Here is a 15,771-nt window from a genome sequence, read left to right as displayed (position 1 = left end):
TCACACGTCGACGCCGTAGAGCCACTTCGTGCCGAAGAAGACGAACCAGAACATCCAGATACAGAACACCGTCAGCCAGGCGCCGTACTGGACGATGGGCCCGGGAGCGACCACGTAGGCGACGAGGAGGACGGCGACCGCACTGACGACGGCGGCGACGTCCCAGCGGTCGATAGCGGGCCGGTCGGCCATGGTGAGCGGGTATGGCGCACGACCAGTTTACTCTTCCCGTCCCAGCACCGGGACGAGCGACCCATCGAGGGCGTCCGCGGGGTCGACGCGGCGGTAGCGCACGCGGGCTTCGACGGCGAACCAGCCGACCACCAGGAGTGCGCCGGCGGCGTTGGCCGCCATGTCGGCGACGCTGAACTGCCGATAGGGGACCGCCGCCTGGGCGAACTCGATCAGGACGCCGAAGGCGACGGTGGCGACGAGGACGACGACGGCCCGGCGGTAGGGCCACTCTCGCCAGCCGGCCGTGGCGTAGGCCGTCACCAGCGCGAGGCCCGCGTACGCGACTGCGTGGAGGTACTTGTCCCAGAGTGGGCCGAGCAGTTCGCGGCCGGCGGGGCCCGGCGAGACGAGGACGGAGAAGTAGAAGACGGTCGCCGCCACGAGGACGACGACGCTCCAGCGGAGCCAGCGCTGGACGAGCGGGACCCGGAGGCGGCGCATACAGTCCGGTCACGACGGCGCGAGTTAACGGCACCGGCGTCGAGCGACGCCGGCAGTCCTCACGCGAGGAACTGCCGGATGTCGTCCGCGACGGGGCCGTCGACCCCCTCGGGAACCGCGTCGAACCAGCCGACGTCCGGAATCGGTTCGCCGGCGATCGTCGGATCCGAAGCGACCGGCCGTCCCGTGACGGACTCCCCGCGGACGACGACCGTGTAAACGGTCGCGTGGGGGTCGACCTCGTCGCCGACGTGGTAGTCGGCGCGGCGCACCCGCTCGGCACGGTCGACGGCGACGCGGACATCGGTGAGCCCCGCGACCCCGTTTCGGCCCGCAGCCAGCCAGTCGTCGCCGGCCTCGACGGGAACGGCGGCCAGCGTCCAGCCATGCTCGCCGTCGTCCATCAGCAGGACCTCGTCCGCGTCGTTCGTGACACCGACCACGACGTGGCTGTCGAGCGCCGCGAGGTCCGCGCGAACGCTCTCGCTCGCCGCAGGGTCCACTCGCTCGGTCTCCTCGCGAAAGGTAACGCTCGGGCGTTCGCGCAGCGCCTCCGGATCGCGGAACGATTTCACGAGCGAATCGACAGCCGAATGAGAGGAAAATCTGTTGGTCGCCCGGACGTCTACTGCGAGATGCCGTAGACGTCGCCGGTCCAGTCCCGCGAGGGGAAGTCGTAGACGGGTTCGTTTCGGTCGAGGTCGTCGAGTGCGGCCAGATCCGCGTCGTCCATCTCCCAGCCGAACAGATCCAGGTTCCCCTCGACGTGCTCCGGCGAGGAGGACTTGGGCAGCGGAACGACGTCCTGTTCGACCGCCCACTTCAGAACGATTTGGGCAGGCGATCGGTCGTACTGCTCGGCGAGGTCTTGCACGGTCTCGTCGCCGAAGACCTCCGTGCGGGCGAGCGGCGCCGCGGCCTCCAGCACGGTGTCGGTCTCGCGGCAGTACTCGACGAGGTCGGACCGCTGGAGGTACGGGTGGAACTCGATCTGGTTGACGGCGATGGGAACGTCCGAGACGTGCTGGGCGCAGCTCAGCTGGTAGGCCGAGAAGTTCGACACGCCGACGTTCTTCACCTTGCCAGCCTCGTGTAGCGTCGCCATCGCGTCCATCGTCTCGCGCAGCGAGATGGCGGGGTTGGGCCAGTGGATCAGGTACAGGTCCAGGTAGTCAGTTCCGAGCTTTTCGAGGGACTCCTCGCACGAGGCGATGACGGAGTCGTAGTTGAGATTCTTCGGGAGTACCTTCGAGGTGAGCCACACGTCGTCGCGGTCGTAATCGGCCAGCACCTCGCCGATTTCGGCCTCGTTCATGTACCCCTCGGCGGTGTCGACGTGGCCGTAGCCGGCCTCCAGGCCCGCCCGAACCGATTCGCGGACCGTGTCGCCGCCGATGTCCCAGGTTCCCACGCCGACCGCCGGGAGTTCGTCGCCACTCTGCAGTTCGACCGTCGGAACGTCAGTCATGTTCGTCCGTTGGTGGGGTCGCTCTGCGGTTAACGGTGTTGGCTAGCGGCCGGCCTCACCGGTCGTCTGTCGGGAATTTTCCGTCTGGAGACACCTGCGACACCGGACCACTCCATCGAACGGCGTCGACCACAAGACACATTATACAGATGTCAGATGGCGCACCCGTGACAGAACCGCCCTCCAGGCGCTCGGTACTCGGGACCTGTGCGGGGACGCTCGGCGTCGGCGGCCTCGCCGGGTGTCTCGCCCCGTCGAACGGTAGCGGAGCGAACCGCAGCGAACGACGGACCGAGACCAGCAGCGAGACGGCCTCCGAAGCGAGCGAATCGCCCACCGCACAGCCCGTGGAAGCGCGCCTCACGGGCATAAACGAGATCGACGAGAACGCCACGCTGACCGTCACCGTTCGTCGGAGCGGTGAACGAATCGCCGAACGAACGGAAACGTTCGAGGCAGACGACGGAGCGCTGGACGTCGCCATCGCCCGCCCCGGCGACTACACCGTCGAGGCCCGTCTCGACTCGGGGGCCAGTGCCACGTTCGACTGGGAGATTGGAACAGAATACGACGGACGACTAGCGGTCCGTATCACCGGTCCCGACCAGGTCGTGTTTCGCGAGAAACTGCGCGGCCCGGTCTGTGAGAACGCCGGCACGAACGGCGACCTCCCGTTCTCGCTTCCGGACGCCGAAGAGACCTATCGACCCGGGACGGTCGAGATCCGAAACGGCGCGAAGTCGACGATGACGCTGACAGTCTCGATCGCTCACGAGGAGACGACGTACTTCGAGTGTACCACCGACGTCGGTGGTCGACAACTCGTGTCGAACGACGCAGTGACCGCCAGCGCCGGGACGTACGCGGTCACCGTCGACATCGCGGACGGCGGCAGCACGGAGTACTCCTGGCAGGTGCCCGCCGAGTACAACTGGCCGAAACTCCTCGTCGTGGTCGACGAGGACGGCGACCCGCTGGTCGGTTGCGGCGGCCGGAGCGAGACCAGCCTCGTCGTCGAGAATCCGACGAACGAGTCGCAGTCGGTGGACCTGACGCTGCTCCGGGGCGAGGATCCCGTCGACGATGGGTCGATCACCGTCGAACCCGACTCGGAGACCGAACACACGCTCTCGTTTCCCATCGGCGATTTCTACACGCTCCGTGCGGCGACCGACGCCGGAACCGGTGCGGAGACGCTTGCGTACTGCGACTGCTACGAACAGTTCTCGCCGACGGTGACGCTCGGTCCTGACGGCCCCCAGATCGAGCCAGTGACGTACAACTGCGAGTGAGCGATACGACGTGAGTTCGCGGCGTCGGTCGAGTCTTCAGAGCGACTCCGATGCATTCCAGTTCGGGCGTGACACGGTTCCCGACCACAGACTGGATCTACCAGCAAAATTGGCCTTCGGCAGAACGCCCTCACAGAGAGATCCACAGACGGCGTACAGTTTCACTTCCACCGCGACCTAGGCTGGGCTATACCCTCCTGTGAAGCAAAGGTGGAGGTATGACAGCGACAGCGACTCCGCCGCTCGACGCGGGTCTGGCCCTCGTCGAGCAGCCTGACAGCGGTGCAATCCAGCGGCTCGTGCTGGGCTCGGATCACGACGGTGAAGCGCTGTGGATCGACGCGGGCGGTGCGGCCTCGACGTACGGACTGACCGCGCAGGTCCCAAACCGGCGGGCGTTACGCGGGATACGGGTCGCGCGGGCGTTCACGGCTCACCAGCACCACCAGCTCGTCCGGAACGCCGTCGCGGCGGCGAACGAGCGCACCGGACTGATCGTCGCGCCGAACGTCGCGACGCTGTACGAGGCGGCCGACGCTTCCGATGCCGAGATCGACCGGCTGTTCGACGCCTCTATCGGACTGCTGGCGGACCTGGCCGACGCGCTCGACGCGCCCGCGCTGGTGAGCGCGCCGCGCGCCGGTGACGAGCGACGGGCGACCGTCCGGGACCTGGCGGCGACGGAGATCGAGTGCCGGCGGACCGACCTGGGCTACGCCTTCGCCACCGACGAGTTCGAGACGACGGGGTACTGGCAGCACGGCTGGTGGCAGACGACGATCCCCTACTGGGTCGAACTGTGCGGTGCGGTCGCGGACCGGGTGGCCCTCGACGCCGTCGAACCGTCGACGACGGAGGTCGCGGCGCTCGACTAGCCATGGGACGGACGAACCCCACCTACCGCGACTTCCTCGATTCCTACGAGCGGGAGTTTGGCGACTACCGCCGTGGGCTCCGCCGGCGCTACCAGTCGGACTTCGACAGCCTGTTCGACGGCGCTCGCGAGTTCGCCGACGCCGCGGGCTACGCCAACCACCTCGACCGCGACGTGCTCGTCCTCCTGTCGATGCTGCTCGCCCACGAGGGCACGATACGGGAGCAACGCGAGGAAATCGAGGAGCTTCGCGAGGCGGTCGCGGTCCTGCAGGAGCAGGTCGAATCAGCCGACGGGGAGGTGGCCTGACCGTGGTCGTCGCCGTCGACGTCGAAGACGACGAGGTCCGCCTGTGGTCCCGGGTGCCCGCCGGGGCCGAGCCGCGTGACGTGCCCGGGACCACGACGGAGCGGTTCTCCGAGAACGTCGTCGTCCAGCGCGACCCGGATTACGCCCCGACCTGCTACGTCGCCGGCCCGGACGACGCCCTGGCGGACCTGCGGGCGGCCCTCGAATCCGATCCGAAGGTCGTCGACCTGGCGTGGGACCGGAAGATCCTGAACCTGCGCGACGACCCCTCGCGAGTGCTCGCCGTCTCGCTGGAGCGGCCGAGCGAGATCGCCACGTTCGCGCGGGAGGTGCGGACTTCCAGAGAACCCGAGAACTGGAGGCCTGGCACTTTTCGGCTGTACGACGTCGACCTGAGCCCGAAGTTCCGCTACTGCCTCGAACGCGGCGTCGACCCGACGCCCGAGGGTGAAGAGGGCGGCCCGCACTGGCCTCGATCGCTGTCGCTCTCGCTCCCGGCCGAGCGGCAGGCCGCGGGCGACCTGGCGGCGCTCACCTGCGAGGGACGCGCGGCGCCACGCGCCGCGGAACGGCGAACGGGCGAAGCCCGTGAGCGTCTCTCGCCGGACGGCGACGGCGAGACGTCCATCCTCCGCGCGCTCGCCGACCGCCTCGATTCGGTGGACCCGGACGTCCTCATCCTCTCCAGCGCCGACCTGGTCCCGCTGATCCACGACCGGGCCGACGAACTCGGGGTCGAGTGCGACCTTGGCCGCCTGCCGGGCCACCGCGTGCTCGCCGGCGAGAACTCCTACGAGAGCTACGGTCGCGTCGGCCACTCGCCGGCCCGCTACGACGTGCCCGGGCGAGCCCTCGTCGACCGCTCGAACAGCTTCTTCTGGCGCGAGGGGCAGCTCCCGGGCCTGTTCGACCTCGTCGACCGGTCGTGGAAGCCGCTCCAGGAGGCCTCGTGGGCCTCCATCGGGACGGTGTTCACGGCGATGCAGATCCGGGAGGCCCGCGACCGGGACGTGGTCGTCCCCTGGCGGTCCTGGGAGGGGGAGTCGTTCAAGCGAATGGGGACGCTCCACGACGCCGACCGCGGCGGGTTCACCTTCGAGCCCGACGTCGGCTTCCACGAGGACGTGGTCGAGGTGGACTTCGCCTCCCTCTATCCGCGGATCATGATCGAGAACGGTCTGAGCCCGGAGACGGTGCAGTGCGAGTGCCACGACACCGACGACGTGCCCGTCCTGGGCTACAGCGTCTGTCCCGACATCGAGGAGCCGTTCGTTCCGTCGGTCCTCGACCGGATCGTCGGCGACCGCTACGGCTTCAAGGCCGACCTGCGCGCCACCGACGACCCCGAGCGCGCCGCCCGCCTGGAGTCGAAGATCAGCGCCCTGAAGTGGATCCTCGTCACCTGCTTCGGCTACCAGGGCTACCGCAACAGCAAGTTCGGCCGCATCGAGGTCCACGAGTCCATCAACGCCCACGCCCGCGAACTGCTGCTCGACGCCAAGGAGTACCTCGAAGCCGCGGGCTGGCGCGTCGTCCACGGCATCGTCGACAGCCTCTGGGTGACCGCCGCTGTCGACGACCCGACGCCCATCGCGGACGTCTGTGCCCGCATCTCCGAGACGAAGGGCATCCCACTCGAACACGAGAGCGACTTCGAGTGGGTGTGTTTCGTCCCCACCGCCGACGGCGAGCGCGGGTCGCTGACGTCCTATTTCGGCCGGCGTGAAGACGGGGGCTACAAGTTCCGTGGTATCGAGACGCGCCAGCGTTCGACGCCGGCGTTCGTCGCCGAGGTCCAGCGAGACCTCGTGGAGGCCCTCGACGAGTATCGTGAGCCAGCACCGGTCTGTGACAGGCTGGCCCGGGCCATCGCTCGCGTTCAGTCGGGCAACGTCGACCCCGACGACCTGGTCGTCCGAACGAGTGCCTCGAAGCCGCTGGCCGACTACGACCAGCGGACCAGAACGGTGGCCGCGCTGGAACGCTACGAGGCCCACGGCGTCGCCCGGAATCCCGGCCAGGACGTCCGCTACGTCGTGGTCGACGACGGACGCCGCGACAGGGACCGCGTCCGCCTGCCGTGGGAGGACTGTGCGGACTACGACGCCGACTTCTACGAGACGCTGCTGGTGCGGGCCGCCGAGAGCGTCGTCTCGCCGCTGGGCTGGGACCGCGAGCGGATCCGACGGTACCTCGACGACGGCCGAGACCTGACGCTGGGGGCGTTTACACGACGGTAGTAGGGCCCAGTAACCCGTTCGATTCCGGGGGTGTCGATATCACCGTCCACAGGTTTATGGCCAGACAGCCGTAAAACGGGTACTATGAGTTCACCGACGGGGGACGAAGACGAAGTCCCGGAAGACGTGAAAGCAGAGCTCGAAGGACGTGCAGAGGACGTCGTCGAGGACCACGAGTTCGTCACGTTCGAGGAACACAACGAGTAGCGAGAGTAGTCGTACCTTTTTGTACCAGGACCGGGGCAGCGCCCGTTGATGGAGTATCGGTTCGGCGTGCACAGACGGGCGAGAGCTGTGCGGATCTGTCGATGAGGAGGCATTCACGGCGACGATGATGCCGAGCAACGCGGTGGTCCACCCGACAGAGACGGAGACGAGGAGCGAGGGTCGGAGCACCTTTCGCTCGTGATAGAGCGTTCCGATTTCAGTCTATCGGGTCTCGAAGACGTCCGCGGCGTCGACAAACGTGGGGGTATAGGGAACCAAACAGTACTCGACAATCGGGCGGACAAATACTTTTAGTGACATTCATAGCAAGGAGATCCAACAGTAATTCGGCGATGACGTGAACTGGTGCTCACAGTACGTTCACGAACGAGGACGCGAGAGAAGCGGAGAAAGTTTCGTGTTACTCGTCTTCGTCGTCGTTCACGCGCCCGAGAAGGCGCGAGAGGAGACGACGGCCCTTTCCGCTTCGGAGTCCGTTCTTCCTGGCTTTCTCGCGGGCGTCTGCGCTCATATAGCGAAATTAGCCGTCCTCTCTTAAATAAGTGCGGCCAGGACAGCCGAAGCGATTCCGACGATGAGCGTTCCCTGTGTCACGGTGAGGAGCCCGGAGTTCCAGTCGATGTCGTCGGCGTTTTCGGAGATCATTCCGCCGAACGTTTCGAGGAGGTCCCGATCCCATCGGGAATCTGTTGGGCCGCCGTGAGCGAGACATTCGACGTAGGAGCCCTGGGGCCCGACGAACAGATCTGATTCGTTGTAGGTGACGATTCCGAGCACTGCGGAGGCGACGAACGAACCGATAGACAGATGCAACAGTGCAGGATCGAAAACGCTGGGCCCAGCAAACCGGGCCGCGGCGATGAGAACGCCGACGAGGAGGACGTTGAACCGGACCGTCCGCATCGCTTTGCTGTCGATGTCGCCCATCGTGTCGTTCTGGGCGTCGAGGACGGCCCGCGCCTCAGCATATGTGACTTCCAGTCGGTCGCTCCCCCAGCCACCGTCGTCGGACATGACGAGTGCTGGCCCGGTCCTCACTGATAAACTCTCGTCGAACGGCGCCGGGACGGGCCGGCGGCGTCTGACGAGGGTCGATGGGAGCGGTCGCGCAGACAGATTAACGTCATCTGCGCAACTATTCCCGCGTATGAGCACGGAGACCGCCACCGCCGCGGACCGCCAGCACCTCGGACTCGAAACGATAGCGAAGCGAGGGGGCGCCGCCGTCCTCGTCGCAGGCGTCGTCAACGTCGTGATCACGTTCGCAGCGATCACCGCCGGCGTCGCGCCGGCCCTGGATCCGCTGTCGTACGGCCCTGTGCTGTTGTTCACCACCGTCGGCGTCGCCGGTGCGACCGTGGTCTACGCGCTGCTCGACCGCTTCGTCGCGAACCCGGACCGGACGTTCACGCTTCTGGCGGCGGTCGTCCTGGTCCTCTCGTGGGTCCCCGACGCGCTCTTCGTCCCGGCGATGCCGGGCGGGACCGTGACGGGTGCGATCACCCTCGCCGCGATGCACCTGACGACGGCGGCCGTCGCCGTGGCGCTCCTCACGGACCGCTACGGCCCCGCGATGCTGGAGTGAGCCGACCCGTCGGTCACTCCCCGGCCGCCTCGACCCGATCGGCGTACTTCTCCAGTTCGTCGGCCATCTCGCGGGCCTGGTCGGCCGACAGCGAGAGTTTATCGGCGTGTGGCCGGACCTCGTCGAGGTCGGTGTTATCCATCTCGACCTGTAGCTCGACGAACTCCGGGTCGTCGCGGCTGTCCGTGGTGACGTTCAGGATGGCGAAGGCCTCCTCGGTGAAGCCGTGGCCCTCGACGACGCCGTCGAGCAGGTCGAAGGTCGTGTAGGCGTTGGCCTTCAGGATGCGGTCTGCCATGATGAGTCGGAGTTCGACGCCTCGAAACTTAAGCAACCGTTCTCGGGGTGACGGGACAGCAGCAACGTTTTTGCAGTAACGTCGGGAACCGTATTTTATCTGATGAAGACGTGCCTCTCCGACGACCGTCCCGTCTGGAGTCTGTTGGTCGCGGGCCTGTACGCCGCCCTCGGGACCGTGTATCTCTGGCTCGCCGGAGACGACGCGATGTTCGGGCTCGCGTGGCTCCGCCCACTCATCGTTCTGGCGTGGTACGGCCTCGCGCTCTACTATCTACGGTACGGTGTTTCACACCGTCCGGAGTGGGTCATAAAACTGTTCGAACCGCGCTGGTTGGCCGACGATCAGGAGTGACGGATCTCCTGGCCGCGCTTCTACAACGATGGCGGTCGGTCGTAAGTTCGAGCTCGCTCTCTGAGACCCGGGCGACGACGGCAATCGCCGAAAGCCGGTGAGGTGAAAACGAGAGTCCGAGCCAACGTTTTTGCATGATCGGAGAGTAGTGGATTTTAGCAGATGAAGACGTGTCTATCCGCGGACTATCCCGTCCGGAGTCTCCTGTTCGCTGGTCTGTTCCTCGTCGTTGGAACCCTGAATATCTACAACCTGGTAGCGCTTGCCCCCGGCGATATGGGTGGAAAGCTCGCGCTGTTCAGGCCCCTCTGGCTTCTGATCGCCCTCCCGGCCTACGGCCTCGCGCTCTACACGCTACGGAACGGCCTTCCCAACCGGTCGGAGCGAGTCCAGAAACTATTCGAACCGCGCTGGTTGGCCGACGACCGGGAGTAACTGATTCGTTCGTCGTGTTTCACCGAGAGTGTCGATCGTTCGAACGTCTAGAGCCAGCTTGCTAGGAGTCCGAACAGCAGGAGAAAGCCCTCGGCCCGCTCGCGGTCGTTCAGCGGGATACGCTCGTTGCACTCGCGTAGGGCCCGCTGAACGACTGCCTTGCAGCGCGACCGGGCCTCGCCCTTTCAGTCCCCCAGGCACAGCATAGCTCGCGGGGCCTCACTTCGTTCGGCCCGTGCTCACGGGTCGCTCCGCTCCCCGTTCGCTCGTTCGAAGGCCCCTCCCTCTGGTCGGCGCCTTCCTGCACTCGCGATTGACGTCCGCCAGACCTCCCCGGTCGCGCACGGACGTGTGCGCGACCGCTTCCTGACCGCTCCGCAACCGTCCGGCGGTCGGCCGGGAGCGAGGGGCGGCGCGACAGCGCCGGACTCGCGACTCGGGGAAGGGCAGGCTGCGGTGCTGTGCTGACCCTGGAGGAATGAAAGGGCGAGCGACGTCGCGGTGGCTGGGTGGGCCCTATCCGAGTGAGCGCAGCGAACGAGGATATCTCAGCCAGCCACCGCGAGGTGGCGAGGGCTTTCCTCTGTCGTTGATTGCCGTTCCTCGATCCCAGAGCGAGGTGGCGAGAGAGTTATCCCACGTCACACCCCCGTTCGTCGTCACTCGAAGACGAGAAGCGAGCGAAATCGAAAGTCGAAGTCGAACAGAAAACGAAAGAAAGTCCTAGTCGTCGGCGGGCTGGAGCGGTTCGCCCTCACCGTTCGTCGGGGCGGGCGAGGACTGCATGTCGTCGTCCTCGACGTAGGGGTACCACGTCATCTTCGTGTTGTGCATGTACGGGTCCTCGTAGTCGGTCTCCTCGGCCTCGGCCAGGTCCTGGAGCGTCTCCTCGTCGCGCTCGGCGATGAACTCGCGGAACGTCTGGCCGTCGGCGCGCTCGTCCTCGAAGGTGGCCAGCAGGTTCTCGACGTAGCCCGGCACCTCGTCGGCGGGGACGCGCATCTCGACCCAGTCGGCGAAGTGGGGGTTCTCCCCGAGACCGCCGCCGAGGCCGATGTCGAGCGCTTCCACGGGTTCGCCGTCCTTGCGGGTCTTCATCCCGCGCAGGGAGATGTCGGCGATCTGGGGCTGGGCACAGGAGGCGGTGCAGCCCGAGAGGTGGATGTGGAAGTCCTCGACGCCGTCGGGGACGGCGACGTTGTCCTTGAGCCAGCGGGCGTAGCGGACCTGCCGATTCTTCGTCTCGACGATGGAGAGCGAACAGAACTCGGTGCCCGTGCAGGCGATGGAGCCGCGCATGAAGGGGTGCGGGTCGGCCTCGTAGTTCTCCAGCAGCGGCTCGTCGAGGAACTCGTCGATCCGGTCGCTATCGACGTCCGTGACGATGACGTTCTGGCGCTGCGTGAGTCGCACTTCGCCCGAGCCGTACTCGTCGGCGAGGTCGGCGAGTTCGTAGACGTCGTCGACGCCCATCCGACCCACCAGCACGTTCAGGCCGACGTAGTAGTTGCCGTCGGGCTGTTCGTGGACGCCCACGTGATCGCCGTGTTCGTCGCCGCCGGCGTTGTACGTGTAGCTCTCGCGCATGTTCTCGCCCGCGGTCGGAAGCTCGAAGTCGACGAACTCCTCCTGCAGAACCGACCGCATCTTCTCGGTGCCCCACTCGTCGACGAGGAACTTGATGCGGGCGTTGAAGCGGTCGTCCCGGTCGCCGTACTCGCGGAACAGCGCGGACATGCCGGCGCCGACATCGGCGGCCTGCTCCGGCGGGACCCAGACGTCGATGGAGCGCGAGAAGCGCGGCTCCTTCCGGGAGAGGCCGCCGCCGACGCGGACGTTGAAGCCCAGCTTCTCCTCGCCGTCGATCTCCTTCGTGGCCGGCTCGTACGCGAGGTCGTTGATGTCGCCCTGGCCACAGCCCTGGTCGCAACCGGTGACGGCGACCTTCCACTTGCGCGGGAGGTTCGAGTACTCGTCGTTGCCCTTGAACGTCTCGTGGAGTTCCTCGGCGACGGGCCAGGCGTCGATGTGCTCGTGTTTGTCCTTGCCGGCGACGGGGCAGCCGACGATGTTCCGCCAGGAGTCACCGCAGGCCTGCTGGGTCCCGAGGCCGACTGACTCCAGCTTGTCGAAAATCTCCGGGATGTCCTCGAGCTTGATCCAGTGGAGCTGGATGGACTGGCGCGTCGTCCAGTCGCAGTAGGCATCCCCGAACTCGGGGTTCTCGGCGGGGCCGCGGGCGTACTCGTCGGCGACCTCGGCGATGACCTCCAGCTGTCCGGGCTCGATGACGCCGTTGGGCGTCCCGATGCGCATCATGAAGTAGCTCTCCTGGCCGGAGCGCTGGTGGTACAGCCCCCACCACTTGAAGCGCTCGAACCAGGCGTCCTGCTCGTCCTCCGGGATGGACTCCCAGCCCTGCTCCGCGAACTCCATGAGGTGGTCACGGATTTCGTTCCCGTACACCTCGTCTTTCCAGTTCTCGACTTTCGTGGGCATTCGTGTACAGTGGCTAGAGCCCCACCCATATACGACACCCCTTGGCGTCAAAGGTCCCCACCTCTCCCTCGAACGGGAGATTGTTGCCTATTTCTGCGGACGGGCCAGGCGCCGGCGCTTGTCCGGGAAGTGGACGCTCTCGGGGTCGATGGCGTAGAACTCACCGGATTCGGGGTCGATGACGCGCCCGACCTGGAGCCAGTCCGTCACGCCCTCGGTTCCGCAGGCGATGCAGCGGCCGGCCATGCGCGCCTCGATGTTCGGATGGTCGACGCTCACGTCGACGAACCCTTCGGCGAGGAAATCCGTCAGTTCACAGCCGCAGAAGTCGCTTCGCGCCAGGAGCCACAGGTTGCTCACGTTCACCTCCCGCGAGTCGTTGACACTGACCCAGGCGCCGTCGTCGAGCTGGTGAACGTCGGTCGTCATTAGATATAATTACATCTTCCGGACACCTTACTCCGTCGGCGGTCCCAATTTTCGCCGGGAGGTGGACGATCACCTTCCCGTACGGCGGTGCATGCGTCGTGATACCACTGAACAACTCGTGTCGGATCCCGTACAAGATACCTGCACCGATTGCCGGCACACGGGAGTGCGGGTAGACCTTACAGGTGAGAGCGAGTTTATAGGGGTATAGGTCTTTGACAGAAACACGCCAACCGACGCGACGCGGGGTCGCGCGGAACGGACACGCAACGATGACCGGACAACAACGAGCAGACGACCCGGAGGAGACGGCGATAGACAACCCCGAGGCGGTCGACGAACAGGACTCGTCGGTCGACCGGGATCATCTCGACGACGTCGAGGACGGGTGCGGCTGTACGGAGATCTGGGAGCACCTCTCGGAGAACCGTGAAGAAGCCGCAGACGACTAGGCCGAGCGACGAGTCGAGGTGCAACCGACGACCACGGAGCCGAGTAGCGAACGGGTGTGTACGGCCAGCGCACGCAACGGGACGCTTTTGTTGCACTACCGCCAAACTGATTCGTAATGACTGCTGACGGCGAGGACGGACGGGCTCCCTCGACGGACCGGGAGTCGCCGGTCGGCAAACCCGTCATCCGCGGTGACCCGACGCTGACCGGCCAGCGGGCCGAAGAGGCCGTCGAGTTCGACCCCGACGACCCGGAGAGCCTCCAGCTCGCCGCCGACACGGTGCGGGCCTTCTCGGAGAACACCGCCGGCGCGGACGACAACGTCTACATGCTGCGGGGTGCCGCCGCCTGCGCCGCACTCGTGCGCGGGGAAGGGTCGTACAAGGCCGCCGCCGAACGCGCCGGCGGCGAGGCCACGGTCTCCTTCATCCGAAAGTGGTCCCGGGTCCACGACCTCCCCAACGCCATCCGGCGTCACGTCGCGATGGGCCACATCGCCCCTACCGCCGCCAAGCACATCGCCCGCGTCGCCGGCGAGGCCCGCCTCATGCTCGCGTGGGCGCTGCTCGACCACGACATGACCGTCCGCCAGGTCCGCTCGGTCGCCAGCGACGTCAACGACGGCCAGAGCGTCGAGCAGGCCCTCCGTGCCGAAGGAATCACGCTGGGTGAAATCTCGCTGACGCTCGACACCGACGTCTACCGCGAACTGCGCCGCCGCGCCGCCATCGACGGCCAGGAACCAGGCGAACTCGCGAGCGAACTGCTCGCCGACCGCATCGACCGCCGGTGACCGCGCCCGTAACCGTAAGCTCTTAGCGTCATCTGCCCCGAACCCTAATCGAGGGCCGATAGCTCAGTTCGGCAGAGCGTCTGGCTTTTAACGTGACCACGGGTTCGATTCGCGTGGTTGCGGGAGTGACCAGACGGTCGGGGGTTCAACTCCCTCTCGGCCCGCTTCTGCGAGGAACGGACGTGACGAGCGAAGCGGAAAGAGGGAGTTGAACCCTACCAGTCGCGCGCAGCGATAGCGAGCACGTCTGGTTCCGGTTCAACTCCCTCTCGGCCCGCTTTTGCTGCGAGCAAATACGCGAGCCGCTGGTGAACGTAGCCGGAGGAGTTGAACCCGGGGAGTCGCAGCCCGCACAACGGAGTGAGCAGGAACGTCTCCACTCGGTTCAACTTCCGATGGACTCGCTCCGCGAGCCCATCGACGTTCGCGAACGTGTAGCGTTCGCTCACTCCCTCTCGGCCCGCTTTTGCTGCGAGCGATTGCGGTGTGTGGCGACGACCAAAATGCGACGCTACTGACTCCGCGCCAGCCGAACCGCCTCGTCCATCTCCCCGCGCCAGGGACGGCCGTGGCCGGGCAGTAGCGTCACCCGGCCGAGGTCGGCGAAGCGGTCGAGCGAGGCGCGGGCGCGGTCCGCGTCGGCGTTGAACAGCGACATGATCTGGGGGCCTCGCTCGCGGCCGGTCTTGAGGTCGAGCGTGGCGAGCGCGTCGCCACAGAGGAGGACCTCGCGGTCGGGCAGGAAGAAGACACACGAGCCGGGGGAGTGGCCCGGAACGTGGATCACTTTCGGCGACCCGGGCAGGTCGAGGACGTCGCCGTCGGCGAACGTCCGGACCTCCTCGACCGGCGGGATCGACAGCCCGCCGTTGCGGCCGAGTTCGAACAGGAGCGCCAGCACGGCCGGTCGCCAGAGATTCACGAGAGCGTCGCCCACAGAGACGTCCTCGGTCCCCTGCGCAAGCCCGACGTCGGCCTCGTGGACGAACACCGGAACAGCGGCAGTCTCGCGCAGGCGTTCGGCGAAGCCGACGTGGTCGGCGTGGCCGTGGGTCAGGACCAGCGCCGCCACGTCGTCGAGACCGTATCCTCGGTCGGCGAGCGCCGAGAGCAGTTGTGGCCAGTGGCCCGGGACGCCCGCGTCGACGACGAGGACGCCGTCGTCGCCCTCGACGAGGTACCAGTTGACACGCTTCGTGCCGAAGCGAGAGACGCCCGGAGCGATGGCGGTCTCGTCGGCCTCGACGGCCGCGGGAGAGGGTTCGTTCACGCTCGTTGATAGGATGGCCGCAGGGATAAATACCAGGCGACGGCGGGCGTCGAGAACGGCAGTTTCGGCCCGCGTCGTGTCCGAACGCGAGCAAACTACTCGATCTCCTGGATCTTCGCGTACGCCGCTTCGATCAGGGGATCACCCCGGTATCGGACTTCGAGGTGGCGGGTGTCGTACTCGAGGACGTTGGCGTCGGCGAACTTCGGGAGATGGACGTGAAACATGGTAGACGCCACCGCGTCGTGGCCGGGGCGTTCCCCGGTGCGACTCGCTTCCTCGTTGACAATCTCGGATATCAGTTCGTCTACCGAGGCGTGGTTCGTCTCCGAATCGAGAAAGAACTGCAAGATGACGCGCCGCTGCCGGTTCGACAGCAACTCGAGGCATGCGTCGAGGGAGAGCGTACCGACGTCGTGAACCGGATCGTCGGGACTCATCCGTGGTTTGTGCTACCGAATAGCATTTCCGCAGTTGTAACGTTTCGGATGGAGAACACGAGCGGAACGAGATGAATTAACGGCCCGAGTCGGGGAGCGCAGCCACTGTTCGTCGGAGACCGTCGGCTG

20 protein-coding genes and 1 tRNA gene are annotated in these 15,771 nt (G+C 66.4%); 11 read left to right on the top strand and 10 right to left on the bottom strand.

The window, feature by feature from the left end; translation table 11 throughout:
- Genes AC5FRV_RS08085 through AC5FRV_RS08070 form a run of 4 tightly spaced genes read right to left on the bottom strand, consistent with a single transcriptional unit; the run spans position 1 to position 2,143 of the window.
- Entirely contained in the window at positions 1 to 192 is a 192-nt protein-coding gene (locus tag AC5FRV_RS08085; protein ID WP_089819312.1) for a hypothetical protein, read from the bottom strand.
- 27 nt (positions 193 to 219) lie between these two features.
- Complete coding sequence (locus AC5FRV_RS08080; RefSeq protein WP_493560583.1) at positions 220 to 675, bottom strand: VanZ family protein; 456 nt, start codon at positions 673 to 675, stop codon at positions 220 to 222.
- Positions 676 to 734: 59 nt separating this feature from the next.
- Positions 735 to 1,250 (bottom strand): hypothetical protein, encoded by a 516-nt coding sequence (locus AC5FRV_RS08075; protein ID WP_493560582.1) that lies wholly within the window; start codon positions 1,248 to 1,250, stop codon positions 735 to 737.
- Positions 1,251 to 1,300: 50 nt separating this feature from the next.
- Entirely contained in the window at positions 1,301 to 2,143 is an 843-nt protein-coding gene (locus AC5FRV_RS08070) for an aldo/keto reductase (RefSeq protein ID WP_493560581.1), read from the bottom strand.
- A 167-nt stretch (positions 2,144 to 2,310) separates the two neighbouring features.
- Here AC5FRV_RS08070 and AC5FRV_RS08065 point away from each other — a divergent pair, with 167 nt between their 5' ends.
- The 5 genes from AC5FRV_RS08065 to AC5FRV_RS08045 all read left to right on the top strand — a co-directional run bounded on the left by AC5FRV_RS08065 (position 2,311) and on the right by AC5FRV_RS08045 (position 7,065).
- Positions 2,311 to 3,435 carry an Ig-like domain-containing protein gene (locus AC5FRV_RS08065; RefSeq protein WP_493560580.1) on the top strand — a complete coding sequence of 375 codons (1,125 nt, stop codon included), beginning with the start codon at positions 2,311 to 2,313 and terminating at the stop codon, positions 3,433 to 3,435.
- Positions 3,436 to 3,653: 218 nt separating this feature from the next.
- On the top strand, positions 3,654 to 4,310 hold the full coding sequence (locus AC5FRV_RS08060) for a hypothetical protein (RefSeq protein ID WP_493560579.1): 657 nt from the start codon (positions 3,654 to 3,656) through the stop codon (positions 4,308 to 4,310).
- A gap of 2 nt (positions 4,311 to 4,312) precedes the next feature.
- A complete protein-coding gene (locus AC5FRV_RS08055; RefSeq protein ID WP_493560578.1) occupies positions 4,313 to 4,618 on the top strand; it encodes a DUF8156 family protein in 306 nt (101 codons plus the stop codon).
- A gap of 2 nt (positions 4,619 to 4,620) precedes the next feature.
- Positions 4,621 to 6,858, top strand: a complete 2,238-nt coding sequence (locus AC5FRV_RS08050) for a type B DNA-directed DNA polymerase (protein ID WP_493560577.1) — start codon at positions 4,621 to 4,623, stop codon at positions 6,856 to 6,858.
- A gap of 84 nt (positions 6,859 to 6,942) precedes the next feature.
- Positions 6,943 to 7,065, top strand: a complete 123-nt coding sequence (locus tag AC5FRV_RS08045; RefSeq protein ID WP_493560576.1) for a hypothetical protein — start codon at positions 6,943 to 6,945, stop codon at positions 7,063 to 7,065.
- A 555-nt stretch (positions 7,066 to 7,620) separates the two neighbouring features.
- Here AC5FRV_RS08045 and AC5FRV_RS08040 read toward each other — a convergent pair.
- Positions 7,621 to 8,100: a hypothetical protein gene (locus AC5FRV_RS08040; RefSeq protein WP_493560575.1), complete on the bottom strand. Its 480-nt coding sequence runs from the start codon at positions 8,098 to 8,100 to the stop codon at positions 7,621 to 7,623.
- A 133-nt stretch (positions 8,101 to 8,233) separates the two neighbouring features.
- Between AC5FRV_RS08040 and AC5FRV_RS08035 the strand changes: the two genes are divergently transcribed.
- The gene (locus tag AC5FRV_RS08035) at positions 8,234 to 8,671 is read left to right on the top strand and encodes a DUF6069 family protein (protein ID WP_493560574.1); all 438 of its coding nucleotides are present in this window, start codon (positions 8,234 to 8,236) and stop codon (positions 8,669 to 8,671) included.
- 13 nt (positions 8,672 to 8,684) lie between these two features.
- Here AC5FRV_RS08035 and AC5FRV_RS08030 read toward each other — a convergent pair whose 3' ends face one another.
- Positions 8,685 to 8,969 (bottom strand): DUF6360 family protein, encoded by a 285-nt coding sequence (locus AC5FRV_RS08030; protein WP_493560573.1) that lies wholly within the window; start codon positions 8,967 to 8,969, stop codon positions 8,685 to 8,687.
- Between the two features lie 102 nt (positions 8,970 to 9,071).
- Between AC5FRV_RS08030 and AC5FRV_RS08025 the strand changes: the two genes are divergently transcribed.
- Both AC5FRV_RS08025 and AC5FRV_RS08020 read left to right on the top strand, forming a co-directional pair.
- Positions 9,072 to 9,323 carry a hypothetical protein gene (locus AC5FRV_RS08025; protein WP_493560572.1) on the top strand — a complete coding sequence of 84 codons (252 nt, stop codon included), beginning with the start codon at positions 9,072 to 9,074 and terminating at the stop codon, positions 9,321 to 9,323.
- 162 nt (positions 9,324 to 9,485) lie between these two features.
- Positions 9,486 to 9,758, top strand: a complete 273-nt coding sequence (locus tag AC5FRV_RS08020; protein WP_493560571.1) for a hypothetical protein — start codon at positions 9,486 to 9,488, stop codon at positions 9,756 to 9,758.
- A 723-nt stretch (positions 9,759 to 10,481) separates the two neighbouring features.
- Here the strand turns inward: AC5FRV_RS08020 and AC5FRV_RS08015 are convergent.
- Both AC5FRV_RS08015 and AC5FRV_RS08010 read right to left on the bottom strand, forming a co-directional pair.
- Complete coding sequence (locus AC5FRV_RS08015; RefSeq protein WP_493560570.1) at positions 10,482 to 12,257, bottom strand: nitrite/sulfite reductase; 1,776 nt, start codon at positions 12,255 to 12,257, stop codon at positions 10,482 to 10,484.
- A gap of 87 nt (positions 12,258 to 12,344) precedes the next feature.
- The gene (locus tag AC5FRV_RS08010) at positions 12,345 to 12,686 is read right to left on the bottom strand and encodes a DUF8134 family protein (RefSeq protein WP_493560569.1); all 342 of its coding nucleotides are present in this window, start codon (positions 12,684 to 12,686) and stop codon (positions 12,345 to 12,347) included.
- Positions 12,687 to 12,958: 272 nt separating this feature from the next.
- Here AC5FRV_RS08010 and AC5FRV_RS08005 point away from each other — a divergent pair, with 272 nt between their 5' ends.
- From AC5FRV_RS08005 to AC5FRV_RS07995, 3 genes are all read left to right on the top strand, one after another.
- Positions 12,959 to 13,138 carry a DUF8595 family protein gene (locus AC5FRV_RS08005; RefSeq protein WP_493560568.1) on the top strand — a complete coding sequence of 60 codons (180 nt, stop codon included), beginning with the start codon at positions 12,959 to 12,961 and terminating at the stop codon, positions 13,136 to 13,138.
- Between the two features lie 116 nt (positions 13,139 to 13,254).
- Entirely contained in the window at positions 13,255 to 13,932 is a 678-nt protein-coding gene (locus AC5FRV_RS08000) for a DUF7119 family protein (RefSeq protein ID WP_493560567.1), read from the top strand.
- A 52-nt stretch (positions 13,933 to 13,984) separates the two neighbouring features.
- Positions 13,985 to 14,096, top strand: a tRNA-Lys gene (locus tag AC5FRV_RS07995).
- A 347-nt stretch (positions 14,097 to 14,443) separates the two neighbouring features.
- Here the strand turns inward: AC5FRV_RS07995 and AC5FRV_RS07990 are convergent.
- Complete coding sequence (locus AC5FRV_RS07990) at positions 14,444 to 15,202, bottom strand: MBL fold metallo-hydrolase (protein WP_493560566.1); 759 nt, start codon at positions 15,200 to 15,202, stop codon at positions 14,444 to 14,446.
- A gap of 95 nt (positions 15,203 to 15,297) precedes the next feature.
- The gene (locus AC5FRV_RS07985; RefSeq protein ID WP_493560565.1) at positions 15,298 to 15,642 is read right to left on the bottom strand and encodes a DUF7344 domain-containing protein; all 345 of its coding nucleotides are present in this window, start codon (positions 15,640 to 15,642) and stop codon (positions 15,298 to 15,300) included.
- Positions 15,643 to 15,771: the final 129 nt, after the last annotated feature.

Source organism: Halomicrobium sp. HArcel3 (assembly GCF_058933135.1).
Note: the sequence above shows the minus strand (reverse complement) of the source record. Positions and strands in the feature narration are given on the sequence as shown.